This window comes from Paenibacillus sp. FSL K6-1330 (assembly GCF_037976825.1).
Lineage (GTDB): Bacteria > Bacillota > Bacilli > Paenibacillales > Paenibacillaceae > Paenibacillus_AQ.
Genome location: NZ_CP150269.1, coordinates 5,575,112 through 5,593,489, shown reverse-complemented (window position 1 = coordinate 5,593,489; position 18,378 = coordinate 5,575,112). Strand labels below are relative to the sequence as shown.

The 18,378-nt window shown below is 47.2% G+C and carries 18 protein-coding genes and 1 pseudogene; 11 read left to right on the top strand and 8 right to left on the bottom strand.

Translation table 11 applies throughout. From position 1 onward, the window contains the following. Positions 1 to 270: 270 nt before the first annotated feature. Both NYE54_RS25425 and NYE54_RS25420 read left to right on the top strand, forming a co-directional pair. Entirely contained in the window at positions 271 to 1,572 is a 1,302-nt protein-coding gene (locus NYE54_RS25425; protein WP_339267083.1) for a DUF1963 domain-containing protein, read from the top strand. A gap of 128 nt (positions 1,573 to 1,700) precedes the next feature. Then, positions 1,701 to 3,173 carry a chromosome condensation regulator RCC1 gene (locus NYE54_RS25420; RefSeq protein ID WP_339267081.1) on the top strand — a complete coding sequence of 491 codons (1,473 nt, stop codon included), beginning with the start codon at positions 1,701 to 1,703 and terminating at the stop codon, positions 3,171 to 3,173. A 60-nt stretch (positions 3,174 to 3,233) separates the two neighbouring features. Here the strand turns inward: NYE54_RS25420 and NYE54_RS25415 are convergent. Together NYE54_RS25415 and NYE54_RS25410 are read right to left on the bottom strand one after the other, a co-directional pair. Beyond that, a pseudogene (locus NYE54_RS25415) lies at positions 3,234 to 3,418 on the bottom strand (LLM class flavin-dependent oxidoreductase); the annotation flags it as partial. A 32-nt stretch (positions 3,419 to 3,450) separates the two neighbouring features. Continuing rightward, complete coding sequence (locus tag NYE54_RS25410) at positions 3,451 to 4,626, bottom strand: MFS transporter (protein WP_339273654.1); 1,176 nt, start codon at positions 4,624 to 4,626, stop codon at positions 3,451 to 3,453. A gap of 379 nt (positions 4,627 to 5,005) precedes the next feature. Here NYE54_RS25410 and NYE54_RS25405 point away from each other — a divergent pair, with 379 nt between their 5' ends. From NYE54_RS25405 to NYE54_RS25390, 4 genes are all read left to right on the top strand, one after another. After that, positions 5,006 to 5,587 (top strand): TetR/AcrR family transcriptional regulator, encoded by a 582-nt coding sequence (locus NYE54_RS25405; protein WP_339267079.1) that lies wholly within the window; start codon positions 5,006 to 5,008, stop codon positions 5,585 to 5,587. A 145-nt stretch (positions 5,588 to 5,732) separates the two neighbouring features. After that, positions 5,733 to 6,236, top strand: coding sequence for a GNAT family N-acetyltransferase (locus NYE54_RS25400; protein WP_339267078.1), 504 nt, complete (start codon positions 5,733 to 5,735; stop codon positions 6,234 to 6,236). Positions 6,237 to 6,465: 229 nt separating this feature from the next. Then, complete coding sequence (locus NYE54_RS25395) at positions 6,466 to 6,750, top strand: autorepressor SdpR family transcription factor (protein ID WP_076324201.1); 285 nt, start codon at positions 6,466 to 6,468, stop codon at positions 6,748 to 6,750. Next, positions 6,734 to 7,372, top strand: a complete 639-nt coding sequence (locus tag NYE54_RS25390; protein WP_339267076.1) for an SdpI family protein — start codon at positions 6,734 to 6,736, stop codon at positions 7,370 to 7,372. The genes NYE54_RS25395 and NYE54_RS25390 overlap by 17 nt, the downstream gene beginning before the upstream one ends. 131 nt (positions 7,373 to 7,503) lie before the next feature. On the opposite strand, the gene NYE54_RS25385 is transcribed toward NYE54_RS25390, so the two are convergent. The 3 genes from NYE54_RS25385 to NYE54_RS25375 form a co-directional block, all read right to left on the bottom strand. Beyond that, positions 7,504 to 8,172 carry a hypothetical protein gene (locus tag NYE54_RS25385; RefSeq protein WP_339267074.1) on the bottom strand — a complete coding sequence of 223 codons (669 nt, stop codon included), beginning with the start codon at positions 8,170 to 8,172 and terminating at the stop codon, positions 7,504 to 7,506. Between the two features lie 141 nt (positions 8,173 to 8,313). Further along, positions 8,314 to 8,979 carry a DUF6198 family protein gene (locus NYE54_RS25380; RefSeq protein ID WP_339267072.1) on the bottom strand — a complete coding sequence of 222 codons (666 nt, stop codon included), beginning with the start codon at positions 8,977 to 8,979 and terminating at the stop codon, positions 8,314 to 8,316. A 166-nt stretch (positions 8,980 to 9,145) separates the two neighbouring features. Next, positions 9,146 to 10,129: a glycoside hydrolase family 43 protein gene (locus tag NYE54_RS25375; protein ID WP_339267071.1), complete on the bottom strand. Its 984-nt coding sequence runs from the start codon at positions 10,127 to 10,129 to the stop codon at positions 9,146 to 9,148. Positions 10,130 to 10,298: 169 nt separating this feature from the next. On the opposite strand from NYE54_RS25375, the gene NYE54_RS25370 reads away from it, so the two are divergent. Together NYE54_RS25370 and NYE54_RS25365 are read left to right on the top strand one after the other, a co-directional pair. Further along, positions 10,299 to 11,648 carry a PLP-dependent aminotransferase family protein gene (locus NYE54_RS25370; RefSeq protein WP_339267070.1) on the top strand — a complete coding sequence of 450 codons (1,350 nt, stop codon included), beginning with the start codon at positions 10,299 to 10,301 and terminating at the stop codon, positions 11,646 to 11,648. 34 nt (positions 11,649 to 11,682) lie between these two features. Further along, the gene (locus NYE54_RS25365) at positions 11,683 to 12,057 is read left to right on the top strand and encodes a helix-turn-helix domain-containing protein (protein WP_100538657.1); all 375 of its coding nucleotides are present in this window, start codon (positions 11,683 to 11,685) and stop codon (positions 12,055 to 12,057) included. Between the two features lie 72 nt (positions 12,058 to 12,129). Here the strand turns inward: NYE54_RS25365 and NYE54_RS25360 are convergent, their stop codons facing one another. After that, complete coding sequence (locus NYE54_RS25360; protein ID WP_339267068.1) at positions 12,130 to 13,206, bottom strand: SDR family oxidoreductase; 1,077 nt, start codon at positions 13,204 to 13,206, stop codon at positions 12,130 to 12,132. Between the two features lie 297 nt (positions 13,207 to 13,503). Then, positions 13,504 to 14,166 (bottom strand): CatB-related O-acetyltransferase, encoded by a 663-nt coding sequence (locus NYE54_RS25355; protein ID WP_339267066.1) that lies wholly within the window; start codon positions 14,164 to 14,166, stop codon positions 13,504 to 13,506. A 434-nt stretch (positions 14,167 to 14,600) separates the two neighbouring features. On the opposite strand from NYE54_RS25355, the gene NYE54_RS25350 reads away from it, so the two are divergent. Beyond that, positions 14,601 to 15,362 carry a DUF2935 domain-containing protein gene (locus NYE54_RS25350; protein ID WP_339273652.1) on the top strand — a complete coding sequence of 254 codons (762 nt, stop codon included), beginning with the start codon at positions 14,601 to 14,603 and terminating at the stop codon, positions 15,360 to 15,362. A gap of 21 nt (positions 15,363 to 15,383) precedes the next feature. Next, positions 15,384 to 15,779, top strand: a complete 396-nt coding sequence (locus NYE54_RS25345) for a YmaF family protein (RefSeq protein ID WP_215159955.1) — start codon at positions 15,384 to 15,386, stop codon at positions 15,777 to 15,779. A gap of 98 nt (positions 15,780 to 15,877) precedes the next feature. Here NYE54_RS25345 and mgtE read toward each other — a convergent pair whose 3' ends face one another. Further along, positions 15,878 to 17,233 (bottom strand): magnesium transporter, encoded by a 1,356-nt coding sequence (gene mgtE, locus NYE54_RS25340; RefSeq protein WP_076324188.1) that lies wholly within the window; start codon positions 17,231 to 17,233, stop codon positions 15,878 to 15,880. Positions 17,234 to 17,448: 215 nt separating this feature from the next. On the opposite strand from mgtE, the gene NYE54_RS25335 reads away from it, so the two are divergent. Continuing rightward, positions 17,449 to 18,369, top strand: coding sequence for an aldo/keto reductase (locus NYE54_RS25335; protein WP_076324187.1), 921 nt, complete (start codon positions 17,449 to 17,451; stop codon positions 18,367 to 18,369). Positions 18,370 to 18,378 lie beyond the last annotated feature (9 nt).

Sequence of the window (18,378 nt, the reverse complement as noted above, 5' to 3'; positions counted from 1 at the left end):
AGCAGCGTGCACGAATCCAATGGAGACGCTATAGGGCTCCCAATCATCATGCTCCCTAATATGCTGAAATCTAAATACCTGCCGGCCCAGTGGTATGATTCATTTAGCCCCTGTTGATATGGGAATGAAAAGAAAGTTATAGTTAATAGAGGAGATTATGGCCATGAGGATGAATAGGAGCCAGGATCAAACTGAGTGGACTTACCATAGAAAAAGAGCCAGAATCCAACTGAACCGAGTTGACTAACCATAGAACAAGGAGGGGCTAGCATGACAGAACGGCTGCCATGTCGAAGCGAAGGCTGTTCCGCAACGATATTACCGGCAACCGCGGCCAAGACCGGCGGTTATTGCATGCCGTGCAAGCAGGAAATGGAGCGCAAGGAACGGCAGCGTTACATAGAACAAAATCGGAGAGACATCGACTTATACGAAGGGATTACAGATCCAGTAGAGATCCTTAAGATCATGCATGCCCCGCTGAGGCGGGATCCATTGATTCGATATATTCCCTATCCTCTAAAAAGAGAAGAGGTATATTCAGCATTATCACCAAGTGAGGCCGAGCGCATGCTGACTATTGCCCTTGATCTGCTGGAAGCGGGCGATGAGGACACCTGCCAGGAAATTGTGGTTTCCCTGGTCTGTTATCAGAACAAGTCGCTTGAATCCTGTATCCCAACATTGATGGAGCACGGTATCTATTATCCCGGCATTTTGTTCAAAGATGCATCTGCCCATAGCCGCGACAAGCTGCTGCAACAAGTAGAACAGGACAAGGATAACCGCAACCATCTGCTGCTTGCCCTGGCTTGGATTGGGGATGATCAGGTTGTGCACCAATTTCAAGAATGGCGGGCCGTGCCTCCATCATGGGCAGAGGAACTATATGTTCCGCCTGAAGCTTATGCGCATGAAGGGGGATGGGAGCTTACGGAGAAAGGGAGCAAGCGCCTATTATTCTATCATGACAGCTACGCCATAGAAAAAATAGAGCTGTCAGAAAGCACATGTGTAGCAGAACCGGAACCCGCAAAATTTTTGAAGGAGCATTCCACTCTCTGTCCATGGTGCGGAAGCAGTCTAACCACCTTGACGGATCTGGACATCAGCCATCCGAAGCTTCAATTCTTGGGGGTGTCCGGAGAGAGGCTGCGAGTGAGCACCTGTCTGAACTGCAGCTGTTACGATACGATCTATATGGACGTAGATTTCCATGGGAAATCCGAATGGAGCCAAGTCAATAGTAGACAGGGTTATGTACCGGAGCCTAATTCCGAGAAGGATGATAGGAACTATTCGGCGGTGGGGCAGTCCTTACGGCTTGCGGACCATCCTCGCAACAGCTATTATGCGGCCTATTGGGCGCTTGGTCCGGCGGTTTCGCAAATCGGCGGCTATCAGGCTTGGATTCAGGACGCCGTATATCCCTCCTGCTCCTGCTGTTCCAAAAGCATGACATTCATCGGGCAGCTGGACTGGGAACAGATCGAGGAGTATGGAGAAGGCATTTATTATATGTTCCTGTGCGCGGACTGCCAGGTGACCGCAACCTTGTTCCAGCAGACGTAACCTGACTTAAGCAATGATTTGAGTAACTGATTCCAGCTATCAGAACGGGCAGTATACTATTTTTTCCGTACCATCTTTTGATATGTTATTATATACCATTATAAGGATTGAGAATGGAGGCCTCATACTTGAAGGTATTGAAACGTAGAGTAGCTTATATGTTAGTGACGATACTGCTGGCAGTCAATTGTACCGCGATGGGCGTTGTGGGAGCTGCAAAGGCCGTGAACGGTGATTCCCGCCCCATACCGGTAAGCGTGGCTGGCGGCAGCGGGCATGGTGTAGCGGCATGGAGCGACGGCTCCGTGACCGCCTGGGGTTATAACAAGTCAGGTCAAGTAGGTGACGGGACTAGCATTCATCAATTGGTGCCAAAGCAAGTTGCGGGTCTAACTGATATTGTTCAGGTGGCGGCAGGTGACAATTCTTCATATGCCTTGGACAAAAACGGGGATGTGTGGGCCTGGGGCGATAATTACTCGCCTTATATTAACGGGGACCCTTTCCAAAAACGGGGAGGGCTGATGAAGCTGGAAGGACTTAAGGGTGTAGCCAGTTTGGTCATTTCAAACCATGGTTCTGTCGCATTACATAAGGATGGGACTGCAACGATATGGCGTCCGACGTATGATCCGAATGATCATTTAAAGATGACCGTAAAATACTTCCCTATCAAAGGAGTCACGAATGCAAAAACAATAGTGGTCGCCGGACATGAGGCATTGATTCTCGGTAAAGACGGCAGCGTCGATATGTTAACGGTATATAACAGTTTCTACGATCGATTCCGCCTGGAACGTGAGTTTGGCGAGGTTAAACCGCTGGTTACCTCCTCCATTACCGGAATCGCAGTGGATTGGTATGACGTGTTCCTGCTGCATGAGAATGGGACGGTGCTGCGGTGGAATGTGAATACCAAGCAGCAAGCGCCGATTGCAGTAAAGGGCCTTAAAGAAATCCGAGAGATAAGAACAGGGTCCAACCGTTTATTTATGCTTAAAAACGACGGCACAGTCTGGCAGTGGAATTACAACGACCCAACGGCAAAGCCCTTTCAAGTGAAAGGTCTGACAGGTATAACGGCGTTATGGGGCACCAAGGGATATACAGGTTATGCAACCAATCAGGACGGTAAGGTGCTGGCTTGGGGAGAAGAGAAATATCAGGGCAGCGGCTCTCTTAACGAGAACGATGGGAATCCAGTCTTCGTACAGCCTCCTCTGTCCTGGTCGGTAAACGGACAAAAGGTTAGCTTCTACGGATCATCCGCCATTGTGAAAGACAAGCTGTATGTACCGTATAATAGCGTATTTGAAGCGCTCGGGATCAAAGTGAAGCGCGGACAGTCCACTCCGGATCCGAAACACGGAAATCATCGATTTCCAATTTGGTCTTTCTCTTATGGAGGGAATACCGTATCCATTAAGTCCAGTGATCCTGCAGTTGTATTGGTGAACGGGAAGGTGACGCGAGATAATGCCAGCATTCCATTCCTGGCTGATTCGAGCATGTTTCCATTGGAGTTGATCACATCAAAGCTTGGCATTCCGATGTCCTGGAATAGGGCGACAGGCGAAGTGATCCTGGGGAAAACACCATAAGGAAAGATTAATGAAGGCACGCCCATACCGGCGTGTCTTTTGCTATTCTAAGGAAAGGCATGCGGACATCACAACCGTCGGCGAAGATGCCGCATAATCCTTCCGATGATGCCCGCCTACAAACACATGAAGGGTCCCACTTTATCAGTAAGAACAATTTCTTCTAATACTTTTCGCAACAACTGGGACATGACTCTTCACTTCACCTGTGTGAACATCCGCTTAGTTTCTACAAACGAAGTAATGCCAGCCTCTAGGAAATACTCTCCTTTAGATTTTAGTAACCGTAATTGCCCTTAACGCCTTTGGTCATAACCCAAAATATAAGAGCAACAGCGCTGACGGAGGCTCCAAGCAAGCAAACTCCATGCCAGCCATACTGTGCATAGATATGGGTCGAAGCAATGGAACCGGCGGCACTTCCGATGGAATAAAAAATCATATACCCGGCAACCATGCGACTGCGCGCTTGTGGGCGCAATACAAATATCATACTTTGATTCGTGACATGCACCGCCTGTACCGCCAAGTCCAGCAGAATAATACCAATGACTAAGGCAAACAGGGACTGTTCCGTGTAGCTGATCGGCAGCCATGACAGCAATAGCAGGGACAATGCAATTCCCGTCGTTCTTTGGCCGTAACCTCGATCGGCTAGCTTACCGGCCTTTGCTGCAGCCAATGCACCCACGACGCCCACGAGACCAAACGCCCCGATGGCAGAGTGCGAAAGGGATAGTGGCGGCGCGCTAAGAGGCAGCACCAATGGTGTCCACAAAATGCTGAAAGCGGTAAAAATCAGCATAGCTAAAACAGCGCGGATTCGTAATAACCGTTCTTGCAGGAACAACATCAGTACCGACTTAAGCAGTTGAGAATAGGGAAGAGTTTTTACTTTACGCTCAACATTGGGCAGCACCTTATATAATGCGTAAACCATGAGCAGCATCAACGCAGCAGAAACCAAATAAACCGAACGCCATCCTGCAAGATCCTTCAAAACCCCTGAAATGGTTCGAGCAAGAAGGATCCCAATCACAATTCCACTGGTTACCATACCTACGGCACGCCCTCGTTCAGCAGGAGCAGCTATGGTCGCCACGAACGCCACAATCGTCTGCGTTACTACGGCAAGCAATCCGACCAAAGCCAAACCTGCAAAGAGCATCGTGCCGGACGAAGCAGTTCCAACGATAACGAGAGCCGCCATGGAGATCGCCATTTGAGCGATAATTAATCGACGCTGGTTCAGTAAATCCCCTAGAGGCACCAGCAGCAGCAGTCCCAATGCATAAAAGATCTGTGTGACGGTAATCAGAATTCCAATAATGGAATAATCCATGTTGAACTCGTTCGACAGCTCATCGAGCAGCGGCTGAGCGAAGTAGATATTGGCAACTGACATACCGCAAGCAGTCGCAAACAATAACGTAACGTAACGAGTCAGAGGCATACGATTACCGGATTCGGCCGTGCTCACCGTCCCCTGTGACGCATTCGCCGCTGCTTCGTTATGGACCGCTTTTTTTGCTATCAATTTTTCCATTTTATGCACCAATCCTATCGAGGTTTTTTTGTGTACCGATCAGTATGTTAAATTGCCTGATAAATATATCCCATAATAACAATCTATGTCAATGGATTTATTTCAATCGTATGAGTAATATTTGAAAATGTAGTTATAACACTGCAATATAAAGGGAATGGGTATTTGACAAAAGCAGCCATATATCATAATATCAATTATACTGATTGGTAATTAAAAACCTGTTTGCTTCCCAGTGTGATCATAAAATTTCTTTAAAATCAAATGTAACGAGAGGTATTTCAATATGGGACGAGTCCGCGAATTTGATGAAGAGAAAGTATTAGATGCCGCGATGCAGTTATTTTGGGAGAAGGGATATGAGGCTACCTCATTAAGCGATTTGACCTCCAGAATGGGTATTCAGCGGCCCAGTATATACTCAGCCTTTGGCGACAAGAAAGAACTGTTCGAAACCGCTCTGCGAAAATACACGATGTCGCATGCTTCCGAGGCGCGAACCAGGCTTCAAAACAAGCCATCGGTCAGAGAGGCTTTTCGAGCTCTTTTTGAGAATGTGGTTGATGAGGAATATTCCGTAAGCCGCAGCCGAGGATGCTTTTGCATCAATACGATGGTCGAGCTTGCGCCTCATGATGAGAAATTTGAAATTCTGACAAGGGAGCATCAGATGTACCTGGCGGTCATATTTCAAGAAACCATTGAACGAGGCATACAATCGGGCGAGCTTGCGAGTGACACAAACGCCAAAGCTTTATCACAAGCGCTCATCGTATCGCTAATTGGGCTGACCGTCATGTTGAAATCCCGTCCGGAGCGCTCATTCGTAAATAATACGATAGAGGTGACTCTTACATTGCTTAGATAAATGGTCATCCTAACTGGAACGTTTAAAGGCGCTATCCCACCAAAGTAATTCGCGGATGCCTTTTGGGTTTCATGTTTAGGTGTTGTTGCAGCCGTCCAAGCATAGTAAACTGTTCTAAAAAACAATAGTAGGTGCATCGATGGATATGAACATACGGACAGGACGAATAGAGGATCTTCAAGAGATCATGGCTTTGATAACCCGCTGTGTTGCGGTCATGCAGGCCGGAGGCAGCGATCAATGGGATGATCAGTATCCGAACCGAGAGGTGATCGGTGAAGATTTGCAGCGAGGAACATTGTTTGCAGCTGAGCGCGAAGGCCGCATCTTGGGGATTGTTGTCCTCGATGAAACGCAGGATGAACAGTACGAGACCATTAATTGGAGGCAAGTAGAGGGACCGTATCTCATGATGCATCGGCTTGCCGTCGATCCGGAAGCACACGGACAGGGCATTGCGCGAAAATTGGTAGCCTTCTCCGAAGAATATGCCGCTCGAGAGGGTTACACGAGTCTTCGGTTGGATACCTATGCCAAGAATACCGCTGCACTCAAGCTGTATCAAGGATTAGGTTATGACCTGCGGGGAGAAGTCAACTTCCCGGGCAGAACAGCAAGCTTTCCGGTATTTGAAAAGGTACTTGGATAAACAGACCTTGAAAGTAAGTCTGCTGCGGATCAGCTCGTGTGCTGTTCCGCAGCGGACTTTTGTTGTTTTAAGATAAGTAACGATTTCTTGGTTATGGTGATGGGGCCTGTCGGGATACCCATTTTATCTTCTATTTAGATTTTTTTCAAAATAGGTATTGCAATTCGGTGCAGGGATGAGAGATAATGTATTTAGATGAAATTCTAAATAGAAATATGGGTGATGCACAATGGGGTTTCCGGAAACATTTAAGGCGTTGTCTGATCCGGTGAGACGGGACATCCTCGTTATGCTCAAGCGCGGTAAAATGTCAGCCGGAGAGATCGGCCAGCATTTCGATATGACCGGGGCAACTATTTCGTATCATCTATCGCAGCTGAAGAAGGCCGGGCTGATATTTGAAACGAAATATAAAAATTATATTTACTATGAGATCAACGTGTCCGTTTTCGAAGAAATTATGTTGTGGTTTTCACAATTTAACGGGGGGAAACAAGATGGGGAAAAAGAATAGTTCGATGCTGGTTATAACAACGCTGATCTGTTTGTTGCCGATTATTTTATCAATGACGCTGTATAGCCAATTGCCTGAGCAGGTGGCTGTTCACTGGGACGCGGCGGGCAATCCGGATAATTATGTGTCGAAGGCGATTGCGGCGTTTGTGCTTCCGTTGTTTACGGCAGTTATTAACGTCATTATGCATGTAGCGCTTAACAACGATCCTAAGAAAATGAATGCTGCCCCGGTTTTAAGAACGATGGGTCTTTGGCTCATCCCCGCGTTGTCTCTCATTCTCATGCCGATCACGCTGTTCAAGGCCATGGGGGCCGAGCTGCCGATCCAGACGATTGCACCGGCTCTCGTGGGCATGCTTCTCGTGGTCACCGGCAATTATTTGCCGAAGAGCAAACAGAATTATACGGTGGGCATCAAGCTGCCTTGGACGCTGAACAGCCAGGATAATTGGAATAAAACGCATCGTTTTGCAGGGTATCTATGGATGGCAGGCGGAGCGTTCATGATCCTGATGGCGTTTCTGAAGGTGAACCTTGCCGTCGCAGTTGTCCCTATCATTATACTGATTGCAGCGGCTCCAGCGATATACTCATTCTCTTTGTATAAAAAGGGTGTGTAATAACGGGCGGGTTCTCCAAAGCATAAACTACACGAACTGCCAACAAGCTGACTCGAGGATCGAATGGGTCAGCTTGTTTATTTTACGGCAAAGCGCGAGTCTATCCGTTCGGGAGACCTCCCCCATAGCAGCTATAGGCACTGCGCCGCATAGGGATGGAGCTCATACTTCACGACATGTTTGCCCTGGGACCCGGTTACCGGAATTAACAGTCCCTTATCGCAAAGAGAATGAAGGAAGCGAAGGGCGGTCCGATGATTCAGACGCAGATGTGTCTTCACATCGATCGGGCGGAGGGGTCGTGCAAGCATGCATGCAAATCGGATGATTTCACGTTCTGTTACCGTGGATACACTTGTTGAATGCGGTTCTGCCAGATACCGGTTTATGACCATCCGCAGGAGCGTCATGCACAGCTCCGGGCGGTGAGCCACATCATCGCAAGCAAATGAAATCACCTGATAACCCATGGCGGATAAAAAGGTTTCCCGATTCAGCTCGTTGCAATATTTCTGCCGGTCCATCTCGGTTGTATGTGTGCTAAATGGTTTAACCTCGATGATCAGCCTCAGATGCGGAGTGATGAAGGCGAAGCTGCAATAATAGGATCGTCCGCGCCAATCCAGCACCTCGAATTGTGGATGTAATTCGCGAAAATGACCACGCAGCGGCCACCAGACATTTTGGCAAAACAAGGTTTCGGCCTCACCATGCCCTCGTTCCAGACGACCTCTTCTTTCTCCGGTTCTGTTCCTTAGATGATAATGCATAAATGTCCCATGAGCCTTCTCAAAATCCATCTTACGGTATACCTCCCCATATAAATAAAAAAAGAACGCCCCGGCCTCACTCCAAATAAGGAATGCGCTGGGACGTTCTTCGTCTCTTGCCACTTATTATAATCAAAATGTGATCGTTTAACCACAGGATTCTCATGAAAATTACGAGTTCTGCTCGAGCACTGCTTCCCGGGCTCTTTTGCTGCGCAAACGAAAGATGATCCGGCGCAGCAGCTTGATAAAATAACCGACCAGAAAAGCCGAAATGACCGTGCCCTCTCGTACGCCTTCAATCGAACCGAAAGCAAACAGCGAGATGACGATGCCGATGGATACCAGGGTCCAGTCGAACATGATCTTAATGTTACCGAATTCGGCACCGAGCTTTTCAGAGATGACTTTCACGATGCCTTCACCCGGGTTCAGGATCGTATTCGCGATGATTTGAAGATAGATGCCGATCGCCAGAATCATGCAGCCCGTCAGTAACGCCAAAATTTTCATGAAATACACTGTAAAGTTGAGCGAACTTACGATATACGCCCCCATATCCAGAAACAGGCCAAACAGAACACCGACAAACACTTGCAGATATTGCATCTTGGGAAACTGCTTACCGAGCAGGAGGACCTGGATCACCACAAACAGCAGGCATAACAGGATGGTCATCAGTCCCATGGAGAGGGGGAATTTTAAACTCAGCACATACGGTACGCTGGCAATAGGGGAGGTTCCAATATTGGCTTTGGTCACGAGAGCCGTGCCAAGTCCCATTAAGAATAGACCTACAATGAGGATGATATATCGTTTCATAAGCTGCCTTGTCATGGTTGCATTCCTTCTTCGTTATGATATAGATGGATCCGCCGACACTAACATCAAAAAATGATAGCAGCTTTCATTATATCACTAAATAACGACAGCGAAGCAGCTGTATAAAAAATGAACTAAAAAAAGCTGAACTCCATCATCGTGGAATTCAGCTTGGTATGCCTTATTTACCGTACGGATCAATCGTCTGAATGGTACCGTCCTCATGGTAGGTCAGCTCGGTGAACTTGACGCTGCGTTTGTTGTCGGCCCCACCGGAGAGGGAGCTGTCATGGTAGAAGAGATACCATTTATCCTGAAACTGAACGATGGAGTGATGGGTCGTCCAGCCGATAACAGGTGTTAGAATCGTGCCTTTGAACTCGAAAGGCCCCGTTGGACTTTGACTCGTGCCGTAGACGATTTTGTGTGTTGAGCCGGTAGAATAAGAAAGATAGTAGGTGCCGTTGTATTTATGGACCCAAGGTCCTTCAAAATATCTTCGCTCTTCATCCCCCGCGACAATCGGGTTGCCCTCCTCATCGACGATGGATATTTCTCGCGGCGTCTCCTTGAAAGTAAGCATGTCGTCGCTCAGCTCTGCGACCCGCGGTCCGATGGCAGGCGCATCTGCGGCAGGTCCTTCCGCATCCGAAATATGCGATCCGGTCTGCCATTGTTCCAGCTGTCCGCCCCAGAGGCCGCCGAAGTAAATATAGGCCCGGTTATCGTCGTCCACGAATACGGCAGGGTCAATGCTGTAGCTGCCCGGGATGTAATGAGGCTCCGGCTTAAAGGGGCCGGAAGGGGAGGAGCTTGTCGCTACGCCAAGACGGAAAATATCGTCATGATCCCTGGCAGGGAAGTATAAATAGTAAGTATCGTTCTTGAAGGCAGCATCCGGTGCCCACATTTGCTTTTTCGCCCATGGAACATCTTTTACATGAAGGGCTTCGCCATGGTCTACACATGGAGCATTCACATCATCCATTGATAGAATATGGTAATCTTCCATGTCATACTGGTCGCCGTTATCATTGGAGGTATTCTCGTGGTCCAGATCATGGGATGGATAAATATAAATTTTACCCTCGAATACGTGGGCGGAAGGGTCCGCGGTATAGATATGGGTTACGATCGGTTCATTAGGCTGTACGGGTTTGGTCATCACGTTTCCTCCTTGAATCGTTGCATTGTAAGCGCTTGTATTAATTCTATCAGACGCTTTCCTCCCAAAAAACCTAATAAAATTAGGTTTTTCACCTAAAAATATTAGATCTTTTTAGATTGAGGCTCGGTCGGATATAATCAAGCATAGAAATGACAGGAGGTGCATGATGAGAAAATACTTGTCCATCCTCTCGGATATGGAATCCAAAATATCGGAAGGACAATACCGTCCCGGGCAGAAGCTGCCTTCCGTACGGAGTGCTGCGCTCACGTACGGATGCAGTGTCAGCACCGTGCTGCGAGCCTACGCCGAGCTTGAGAAACGACATGCGATCTATTCCGTATCCCAGAGCGGATATTATGTGGTCGACCGTCCGAAAGAGGAAGAAGACGCGAGTGTCAGCACCATGATCGATTTCTCTTCGGCCTCTCCGGATGTGAATGTATTCCCGTATCTGGATTTTCAGCATTGCCTGAACAAGGCGATTGATACCTATAAATATGAACTGTTTACCTATGGCGATCCGCAAGGGATGGAGAAACTGCGCCATACCCTGGTCTCCCATTTGGCAGGAGCTCAAGTGTTCACTGCCGCGGAGAGGATCGTGATTACGGCGGGCGCCCAGCAGGCACTTGAGATTTTGACAAAAATGCCGTTTCCCGGCGGAAATTCCGCCATTCTGGTCGAACAGCCAAGCTACAATAACTACTTGCAGTTGTTGGAGAGTGAAGGAATACCCGTTATCGGAATAACCCGCACGGCAGCGGGAATCGACCTGCAGGCTCTGGAGGGGCATTTCCGATCCGGACATATTAAATTTTTCTATACGATGTCAAGATATCATAATCCGCTGGGCACCTCCTACAGTGCAGAGCAGAGGAAGGCTATTGCTAACCTGGCGGCGAAATATAATGTCTACATTGTGGAAGACGATTATATGGCTGATCTCGGCGAGGAGCGGGGATACGATCCCATCTATGCCTACAACCGAACTTCGCATGTCGTGTATTTGAAGAGCTTCTCCAAGATTATTTTCCCTGGATTGCGCCTGGGAGCCGTCGTCCTGCCGGAACATTTACTCCAAACGTTTAATGCCCACAGTAGTTATGGGGATACGTCGCTGCTGTCCCAAGCGGCGCTCGAAATTTATATAAGCAACGGGATGTACGAGCGGCACAAACAGAAGATTTATAGCCAGTATGAAACCCGAATGCAAGCCCTGAATGCCGCTTTGCAACCGTACGAGGGAACCGGATTCATTGAAGCCATGCCCGGCGACGGCGGCATATATAAACTGTTTAAGCTGCCGCAGACCGTTAACTTGGAGCGATTGATCAGGCGGCTACAAGAGCGGAACGTTCATGTGGTGTCCGGCAAGCTGTTTTATCTGTCCGACTACCTTATGCGCGAGAAGTTTATACGTATCAGTATTTCCAGAGCGCGATTGGAACAGATCGAGGAAGGGGTTCGTGTTATAGTGGAAGAAGTAAAGCGAGAGGTCGGAAATCACTGGTAATGCCATATCGTGGAACGAAGGAGCGAGGCTTTTCATGGAGCATAAGGAAAAAGTATACAACACCGCGGTCGAAGCTACGCTGGAGGTCATCGGCGGAAAGTGGAAACCGGTCATTCTCTTTCATCTTACCTTCGGTAAAAGACGCAACAGCGAATTTTTAAGCCTGATTCCCCAGATCACGCAAAAAATGCTGACACAGCATCTGCGGGAGCTGGAAGAGGAGGGCATTATATTACGCAAGACGTATAATCAGGTTCCGCCCAAGGTGGAGTATGAATTGAGCGAGTATGGCTGGAGCTTAAAGGAAATTCTTCATTTGATGTGCAGATGGGGAGATATTCATATCGAACGGAAGTATGGCGAATCGGCCATGGTGCTGGAGAAGCCGGCATTTGAGGATAGGCATTAAAAGGTGTGATAAATGAAAGAGCCGACTATTCCACGTATAGTCGGCTCTTCGTCATGCAGCTTGCGCGATAACTTATGGAATGACTTTACGCCGCCGGAGCTCGTCAAAGATGTTCATGAACATGGCCTCTGTTTCGACATACTCATGAAATCCGAAGCGTCGGGCCTTCGAACCGTCTGCAAAGAAATCATAATCCCAGGAGAACACAAAATCACCGAACTTCCAGGAGGAAACCTCTTGATACGTGTGCTCCGCAAGTCCGTGCTGCTCAACCATACGATTCCAAACCGGCTCTTTATCCGCCATGACCGTTTCCAGATTCATCTGCAGGGGTGGCGCGGTTTCCATGTCAAAGTATTTCGCAATCTTCGGCCATAACTCGTTCCAACGGAACAGGTCCCCGTTCGTGATATTAAATGCTTGATTGGCGCATCGATCATCGGTTGCTGCCCATACTGTAGCCTTCGCGAGCAGATCCGCATCGGTCATCTCCAGCAGAGTGTGATAGGCCCCGGGCTTACCTGGAAAACGCAGCGGGATGCCGAGCTCTTTCGAAATCGAGGCATAGACGGCAATGACCATCGCCAGATTCATCGGGTTTCCAAGGGCGAAGCCGCTGACAACGGATGGACGCAGGGCTGACCAGGTCCAAGCTTTGCCTTGCTGCCGTTCCTCGAGGAAGTTCTGCTGATCGATATTGAACTCTGGCGGCATATGGCTGGCATCCGACTCCCGTGCTGGCGTCTTGAATGGACCGAGATGCGCGCCGTATACCTTGTAACCCTGCATCAGGCTGACATGCTGCAAATTGGCAGCAATCGGCTCGATAGCTTCCACTACATGGACGAGCATCGCCAGATTCGGTGCAACGAGCTCGGCCCACGTTGGCCGGTCCTGATAGGCAGCATAGAAGATATGCGTCACTTCCGATAAGTGACTTAATTTGGCGATCGTATCCTCGCGATCAAGCAGGTCGGCCGATATATAACGAACGCGGTTCGTTGATTCCCCGCCTCGGCGCGATACACCAATAATATCCCAATCGGGAAGCGTCGCAAGGTATTCGATGAGGTTGCGGCCGATCACCCCATTGGCTCCTACAACCAAAGCCGTCTTTTGCGAATAATGTGACTGTTGATCCGTATTCATAAATTCATCTCCTAACGACATGTTCTTGATTAATGTCATTTTGCACGTTAGGGTTCGGATTGAGAAGTACGCACTTTGAAGTGACCTAGTTACTTTTTGGTAATGTTTAAGCAATGCCAACCACATAAATCTAAGGGGATACGAAGCTAATGGGTTTCTTTGAACAGGATGACAAAAGAGTTTTGAATGATAAACAAAACTTTGAGGATCGGGCTCAGAAAAATAGTCCCTTCTTGAATTCCAAGAAGGGACTATTGCTTTTTAAACTATTAGTTTTTTCTATGAGAAGATCTGAAATTAAACGTATGGTTTTATTTCTTTTTGATAAAAGTCATATAATTGATCAACGGAAGAACTGGACAAGATATGACTGACCCGTTTAATTTTCTCGCGCTTCCAATCAAACCATCGCATTTCCTTTAACTTTTCAATTTCTTCTTCCGCAAAGCGTTTCCTTATCTCTTTAGCAGGGTTACCGCCTACGATAGTATATGGTGGGACATCTTTTGCAACTACCGAACCAGCCGCTACAATGGCGCCTTCGCCTATGGTCACACCTGGCATAATCATGGCATTCATTCCAATCCAGGCATCACTTTCGATGACTGTATCGCCTTTTGGTAGGTAAGAAGTTTCAATCTGCTCCACAAACGGATATACGGTTATCCATTCAGGATGATGATTGTGATTTCCACCCATTAAAATAACTACACCACTTGCAATGCATACGTAGTTTCCAATAATCAATTTATCTATATGCCAACCATGGTCTTCGATGGGGTTAAACAATCTTCTGGATTTTTCATCCCCCCATAGGTATCTAACGCACCCATCTTCAAAATCATGATGATCGTAATAACCAGAATAGTAAGAGTATTCCCCTACTTGAATCATGGGGTTGGTGACAATATCCTTTAAATACTTAATTTCGGACCAGTGTTCAAACCGATGTTGTTTCATTCTTTTTCCTCGCTTCTAAGTAGAATAAAATCATTATTTACTCAGAAGCTTAATGCAGTAGCTACATTCTTAAACCTTTTCAAACGACGAACCATCGTCCTCATCCTTTTCCTAAGTGTTGGTGAGATTGTAACAAAAGTACGATCTTTTCGTCAAACACGCAGTTCGAATATACAGTGAATTTTTGTCCCATTCATTACGCCTGATCATTTTCTCACCTCAGATGGCAACTTGCCAGAGAGGTTTTTTAACTTAAATCTAATTGATCTTGATTTTTTATTTTTCGACAGCATATTGAAACATGCCCTCACCATATACTCTCCTATCAAGCCAATTAAGATGGTTGTTTTTAAGTGTGCCGAAAGGTGGGATATGGTTTGTCGGATCCTTTTGTAGTCAGATCATTAGACGAAATACGTTTTTGGTCACGCATTATGAAAGAACATTCCTTTTTTCTTCGACTAGGATTTAGGTGTGAAGATACGCAGTTAATTAATGAGGCTAATCAATTTCATGAAACCTTCGAGGATATTGAAAGAAGATCACATTCTTTTCAAGCTGATACTGATCCCCAAACAATTCGACAGTTTAATTCAGAAGTTCACAATGCCGCTGTTCACATTTGGGCATTTAAGAGAAAGGTACTCGGGCTTATACTAAGGTGCCAACTTCCTGGGGGAAACAATTTCCCTTTGCTTGTAGATCATGTTAGCCGAGAAGCAAATTACTTTAGAAATCGGTTAGAGGAACTCAATAGCGGGAGACTTGAACCATTACCTGATGCGATTATCGATGAAAATGTCTTTTTCCTAAAAATCATGGCTGACCATGCAAAATTTATAGGTCATCTGCTTGATCCATCCGAGCGAAAATTAGTGGAACAAGCAAGGGAGTTTAGCCAAGATTTTGATACGTTGATGTTTCAAGCCATTGACTTAAGTTCCATGCGTCCACAATCGCAAACCCATCCATTACTAAGTCAATTTGTTGATGAAAACCGCGTTTCAGTCAAATCATTGCGAGATTTTAAGAAGACGGCGCGCGACTTAATTGAGGAGTGTCGAATCAAAAGCATCATTCACCCTTTATTAGCAGATCACGTTTTTCGTGAAGCCGAACGATTCTTATTTATTCTTGACATGTTCGATCGGTCATTGTCCGGCATGAAGGTTAACAAGAAAGAAATCATGCATTAAGAAAAGGAGGTTTATTATTTGATGGAAATACCAATAACCGGTTTTATTGTTCATTCCAATGACTCCGATTCGGAACACTCGCATCAACTCTTTCTTACATCTTGGGATGGAAGACCCGTTAATGTTCATGTTCATCCCTTTAAAGGAGATACATCCTTTGATGTTGGACATTTCCACCATTACGTGGGTGTAACTGAACCAGCTCCAAGTGGCGTTCCACACGTCCATAATTATCATGCCCAAACATCATTTAATGACCAACACAAGCACATGATTAGAGGAACAACTGGCCCCGCCATTCCCTTGGCAGGCGGCGGGCACTATCATTATTTTGAAGGCTATACCACAGTAGATGGCAGGATTCCACATGCTCATCGATATAGTGGAAACACGGGTAATGAACAAGCAGGTTCTTGAGCCAATGGAGATCCTTGCTTGGCAGAGTCCAAAAAAAGACTTCCGGCTTGCTAACCGGAAGTCTTTTTAAAGTAAAGGAATATATTCGTAAATACCAGCTAAATGTAAGAAAGAAACAGGGTGGCGATACCAAAGTAGATGACAAGCGATAGGATATCGTTAATGGTTGTAATTAACGGTCCTGAGGCTACGGCCGGATCGATCTTGAATTTGAACAGAATGAGGGGGATGATGGTACCTGCCATGGTTCCCACGATGAGTGTTGCAATCAACGAGCTTCCGACCACAAACCCCAGATAGAGATTGCCCTGCCAGAAATATGCGATCAAGGATATCAGAATGCCGCATGTGACCCCAATCATCAATCCGACCTTCAGCTCTCTCGCTAATAGCCGGTACACCAGCGATTTCGTCATTTCTTTCGTGGTCAGGCCTCGCACAATAACAGCAAGGGACTGCGTGCCAGTGTTGCCGGTCATTCCTGCAATCATGGGCATGAAGAAGGCTAGCGCCACAACCTGAGCCAGCGTCTCTTCAAATCGGGAAATGATCGTTCCGGAGATCAGACCGATGAATAAGAGCAAGATTAGCCATGGCAATCTTCGAAAGGCGGCAACGGTTGCTTTGGTGTTGAAGTCGATGGATTTGCCCCCAGTGGCATTCATTTTCCGAATGTCCTCGTCGGCTTCCTTGATGACGACGTCGAGAATATCGTCAACCGTAATGATGCCTACAAGCCTGTTATCCTGTTCAACGACGGGGATGGCGACGAGATCGTATTTTTGGATAATCTGGGCGACTTCCTCCTGATCGGCATCCACAGGTACGGACAGAACCCGGCTGTGCATGATATCTACCATATATTCATCCGGCTCGGCCAAAATGAGTCCACGGTAGGACACCACGCCCATCAGCTTTTTGTCTTGGTCAATGACGTACAGATAGTTGATCGTTTCCGAAATGGAGACGTAGGTTTTCAGCTTCTGGACTACTTCCGATACGGTGTAATGCTGGGGAATCCACACATAACGGTTCGTCATGATTCGGCCCGCAGTTTCCGGCGGGTATTTCATCAGGTTCTGGACAAATTGGGATTCCTCGTCCCGCATTCCCTTGAGGAATTCGTCTTTCTGCTCGGGTGACAGCTCGTCAAGCAGAATGGCGAGGTCGTCGTTATCCATCAAGTCCAGGATGATGGCTGTTTTTTCTTTGCCCAGCTTGCCCAAAACCTCGATTTGCTGGTCGTGCTCCATTTCCTGAATCATATCGGCCAGCTGTTCCTCGTTCAGAAATTGCAGAAAGCGGGTTTGGTCTGTATCGCTGAGATGGCTATGTATTCTGGCCAGGTCATAAGGCAGAAATTCATCGATCATTCGCTGAAAGTCATTTGGTGTTTTTGCTTTCAGACTCTCGATAATATCCGGTATCCATTGCTCCAGTGTCCGAGTATTCACGCCTGCAATCCTCCTTTCTGATTCCGTTCTATTATAGCAAAATGTTTACGTATTATAGGGTTCACCATAACGACTTGTTATTAAACAGTCAGGATGCGGCAAGTGAATGAAAATAAGGTTTATGGACGAAAAAAAAGAGTCTGCAGCAAGATTTGCAAACGGTTGCAATTTCAAATAAGATATAGGCGCACAAATCTACGAGTAGGGGTGAGTATATGAAGTACAGACGTCTCGGGAAAACGGATCTGAAAGTATCGGTAGTCGGTGTGGGAACCTGGCAGTTTGGCGGTGATTGGGGGAAGGATTTCAATCAAAAGGAAGTCGATGCCATCTTAACGCATGCGAAGGAACTTGGCATTAATCTGCTCGATACAGCCGAATGTTATGGGCCTCATCATATGTCCGAGAATTTCATCGGCGATTTCTTGTCGCGCGACCGCCGCGAGGATTGGGTCATTGCCTCGAAGTTTGGTCATCGATGGCATGAGCAATGGGAGCACGCTTGGGATGCGAAGCAAATCCGAATTCAACTGGAGGAATCACTTAAAGCGCTTCGTACCGATTACATCGACCTGTATCAATTCCATTCCGGCTCGGATGAAGTGTTCAACAATGATGATATGTGGACGATGCTGGACAAGCAGGTTCAGGCGGGAACCATCCGTAATCTGGGCATTTCCATTGGTAGCAACAAAAATATCTATCAAACCGACAAGGCCGCGGAGGTTAATGCCAAAGCCATTCAGGTCGTGTATAACCGTCTGGACCAAGCTCCGGAGGAAGAGGTTCTTCCTTCATGCATGAAGCAGGATCTTGGCGTATTGGCGCGTGTTCCGCTAGCGAGCGGGTACTTAAGCGGAAAGTATAAGCCGGGGACGGTCTTCAGCGATAATGTGCGCAAGAACCGTGACCAGGATGAGATTAATGCCAAGCTGAAGCTTGTGGAAGAGATTAAGCAGAACGAAGTGCCGGAGGGCGTGAATATGGCCGAGTGGGCGTTGGCCTGGTGCTTGAAGCATCCTGCTGTCAGCTGTGTTATTCCAGGCTGCAAGAGCGTCGAGCAGGTGCAGATGAACGCAAGAGCCGTGGAGCTGGATTTGGTCCAGGACGATCATCCAGGTGCGTGGAGGGAATAAAACGCTTGG

Coding starts and splice junctions, on each gene's coding strand:
- NYE54_RS25350 (WP_339273652.1), top strand. CDS start 14,601: ATGAAAGAACATTCCTTTTTTCTTCGACTAGGATTTAGGTGTGAAGAT.
- NYE54_RS25345 (WP_215159955.1), top strand. CDS start 15,384: ATGGAAATACCAATAACCGGTTTTATTGTTCATTCCAATGACTCCGAT.
- NYE54_RS25365 (WP_100538657.1), top strand. CDS start 11,683: ATGGAGCATAAGGAAAAAGTATACAACACCGCGGTCGAAGCTACGCTG.
- NYE54_RS25370 (WP_339267070.1), top strand. CDS start 10,299: ATGAGAAAATACTTGTCCATCCTCTCGGATATGGAATCCAAAATATCG.
- NYE54_RS25360 (WP_339267068.1), bottom strand. CDS start 13,206: ATGAATACGGATCAACAGTCACATTATTCGCAAAAGACGGCTTTGGTT.
- NYE54_RS25375 (WP_339267071.1), bottom strand. CDS start 10,129: ATGACCAAACCCGTACAGCCTAATGAACCGATCGTAACCCATATCTAT.
- NYE54_RS25355 (WP_339267066.1), bottom strand. CDS start 14,166: ATGAAACAACATCGGTTTGAACACTGGTCCGAAATTAAGTATTTAAAG.
- NYE54_RS25400 (WP_339267078.1), top strand. CDS start 5,733: ATGAACATACGGACAGGACGAATAGAGGATCTTCAAGAGATCATGGCT.
- NYE54_RS25380 (WP_339267072.1), bottom strand. CDS start 8,979: ATGACAAGGCAGCTTATGAAACGATATATCATCCTCATTGTAGGTCTA.
- NYE54_RS25335 (WP_076324187.1), top strand. CDS start 17,449: ATGAAGTACAGACGTCTCGGGAAAACGGATCTGAAAGTATCGGTAGTC.
- NYE54_RS25405 (WP_339267079.1), top strand. CDS start 5,006: ATGGGACGAGTCCGCGAATTTGATGAAGAGAAAGTATTAGATGCCGCG.
- NYE54_RS25395 (WP_076324201.1), top strand. CDS start 6,466: ATGGGGTTTCCGGAAACATTTAAGGCGTTGTCTGATCCGGTGAGACGG.
- NYE54_RS25425 (WP_339267083.1), top strand. CDS start 271: ATGACAGAACGGCTGCCATGTCGAAGCGAAGGCTGTTCCGCAACGATA.
- NYE54_RS25410 (WP_339273654.1), bottom strand. CDS start 4,626: ATGCCTCTGACTCGTTACGTTACGTTATTGTTTGCGACTGCTTGCGGT.
- NYE54_RS25390 (WP_339267076.1), top strand. CDS start 6,734: ATGGGGAAAAAGAATAGTTCGATGCTGGTTATAACAACGCTGATCTGT.
- NYE54_RS25385 (WP_339267074.1), bottom strand. CDS start 8,172: ATGGATTTTGAGAAGGCTCATGGGACATTTATGCATTATCATCTAAGG.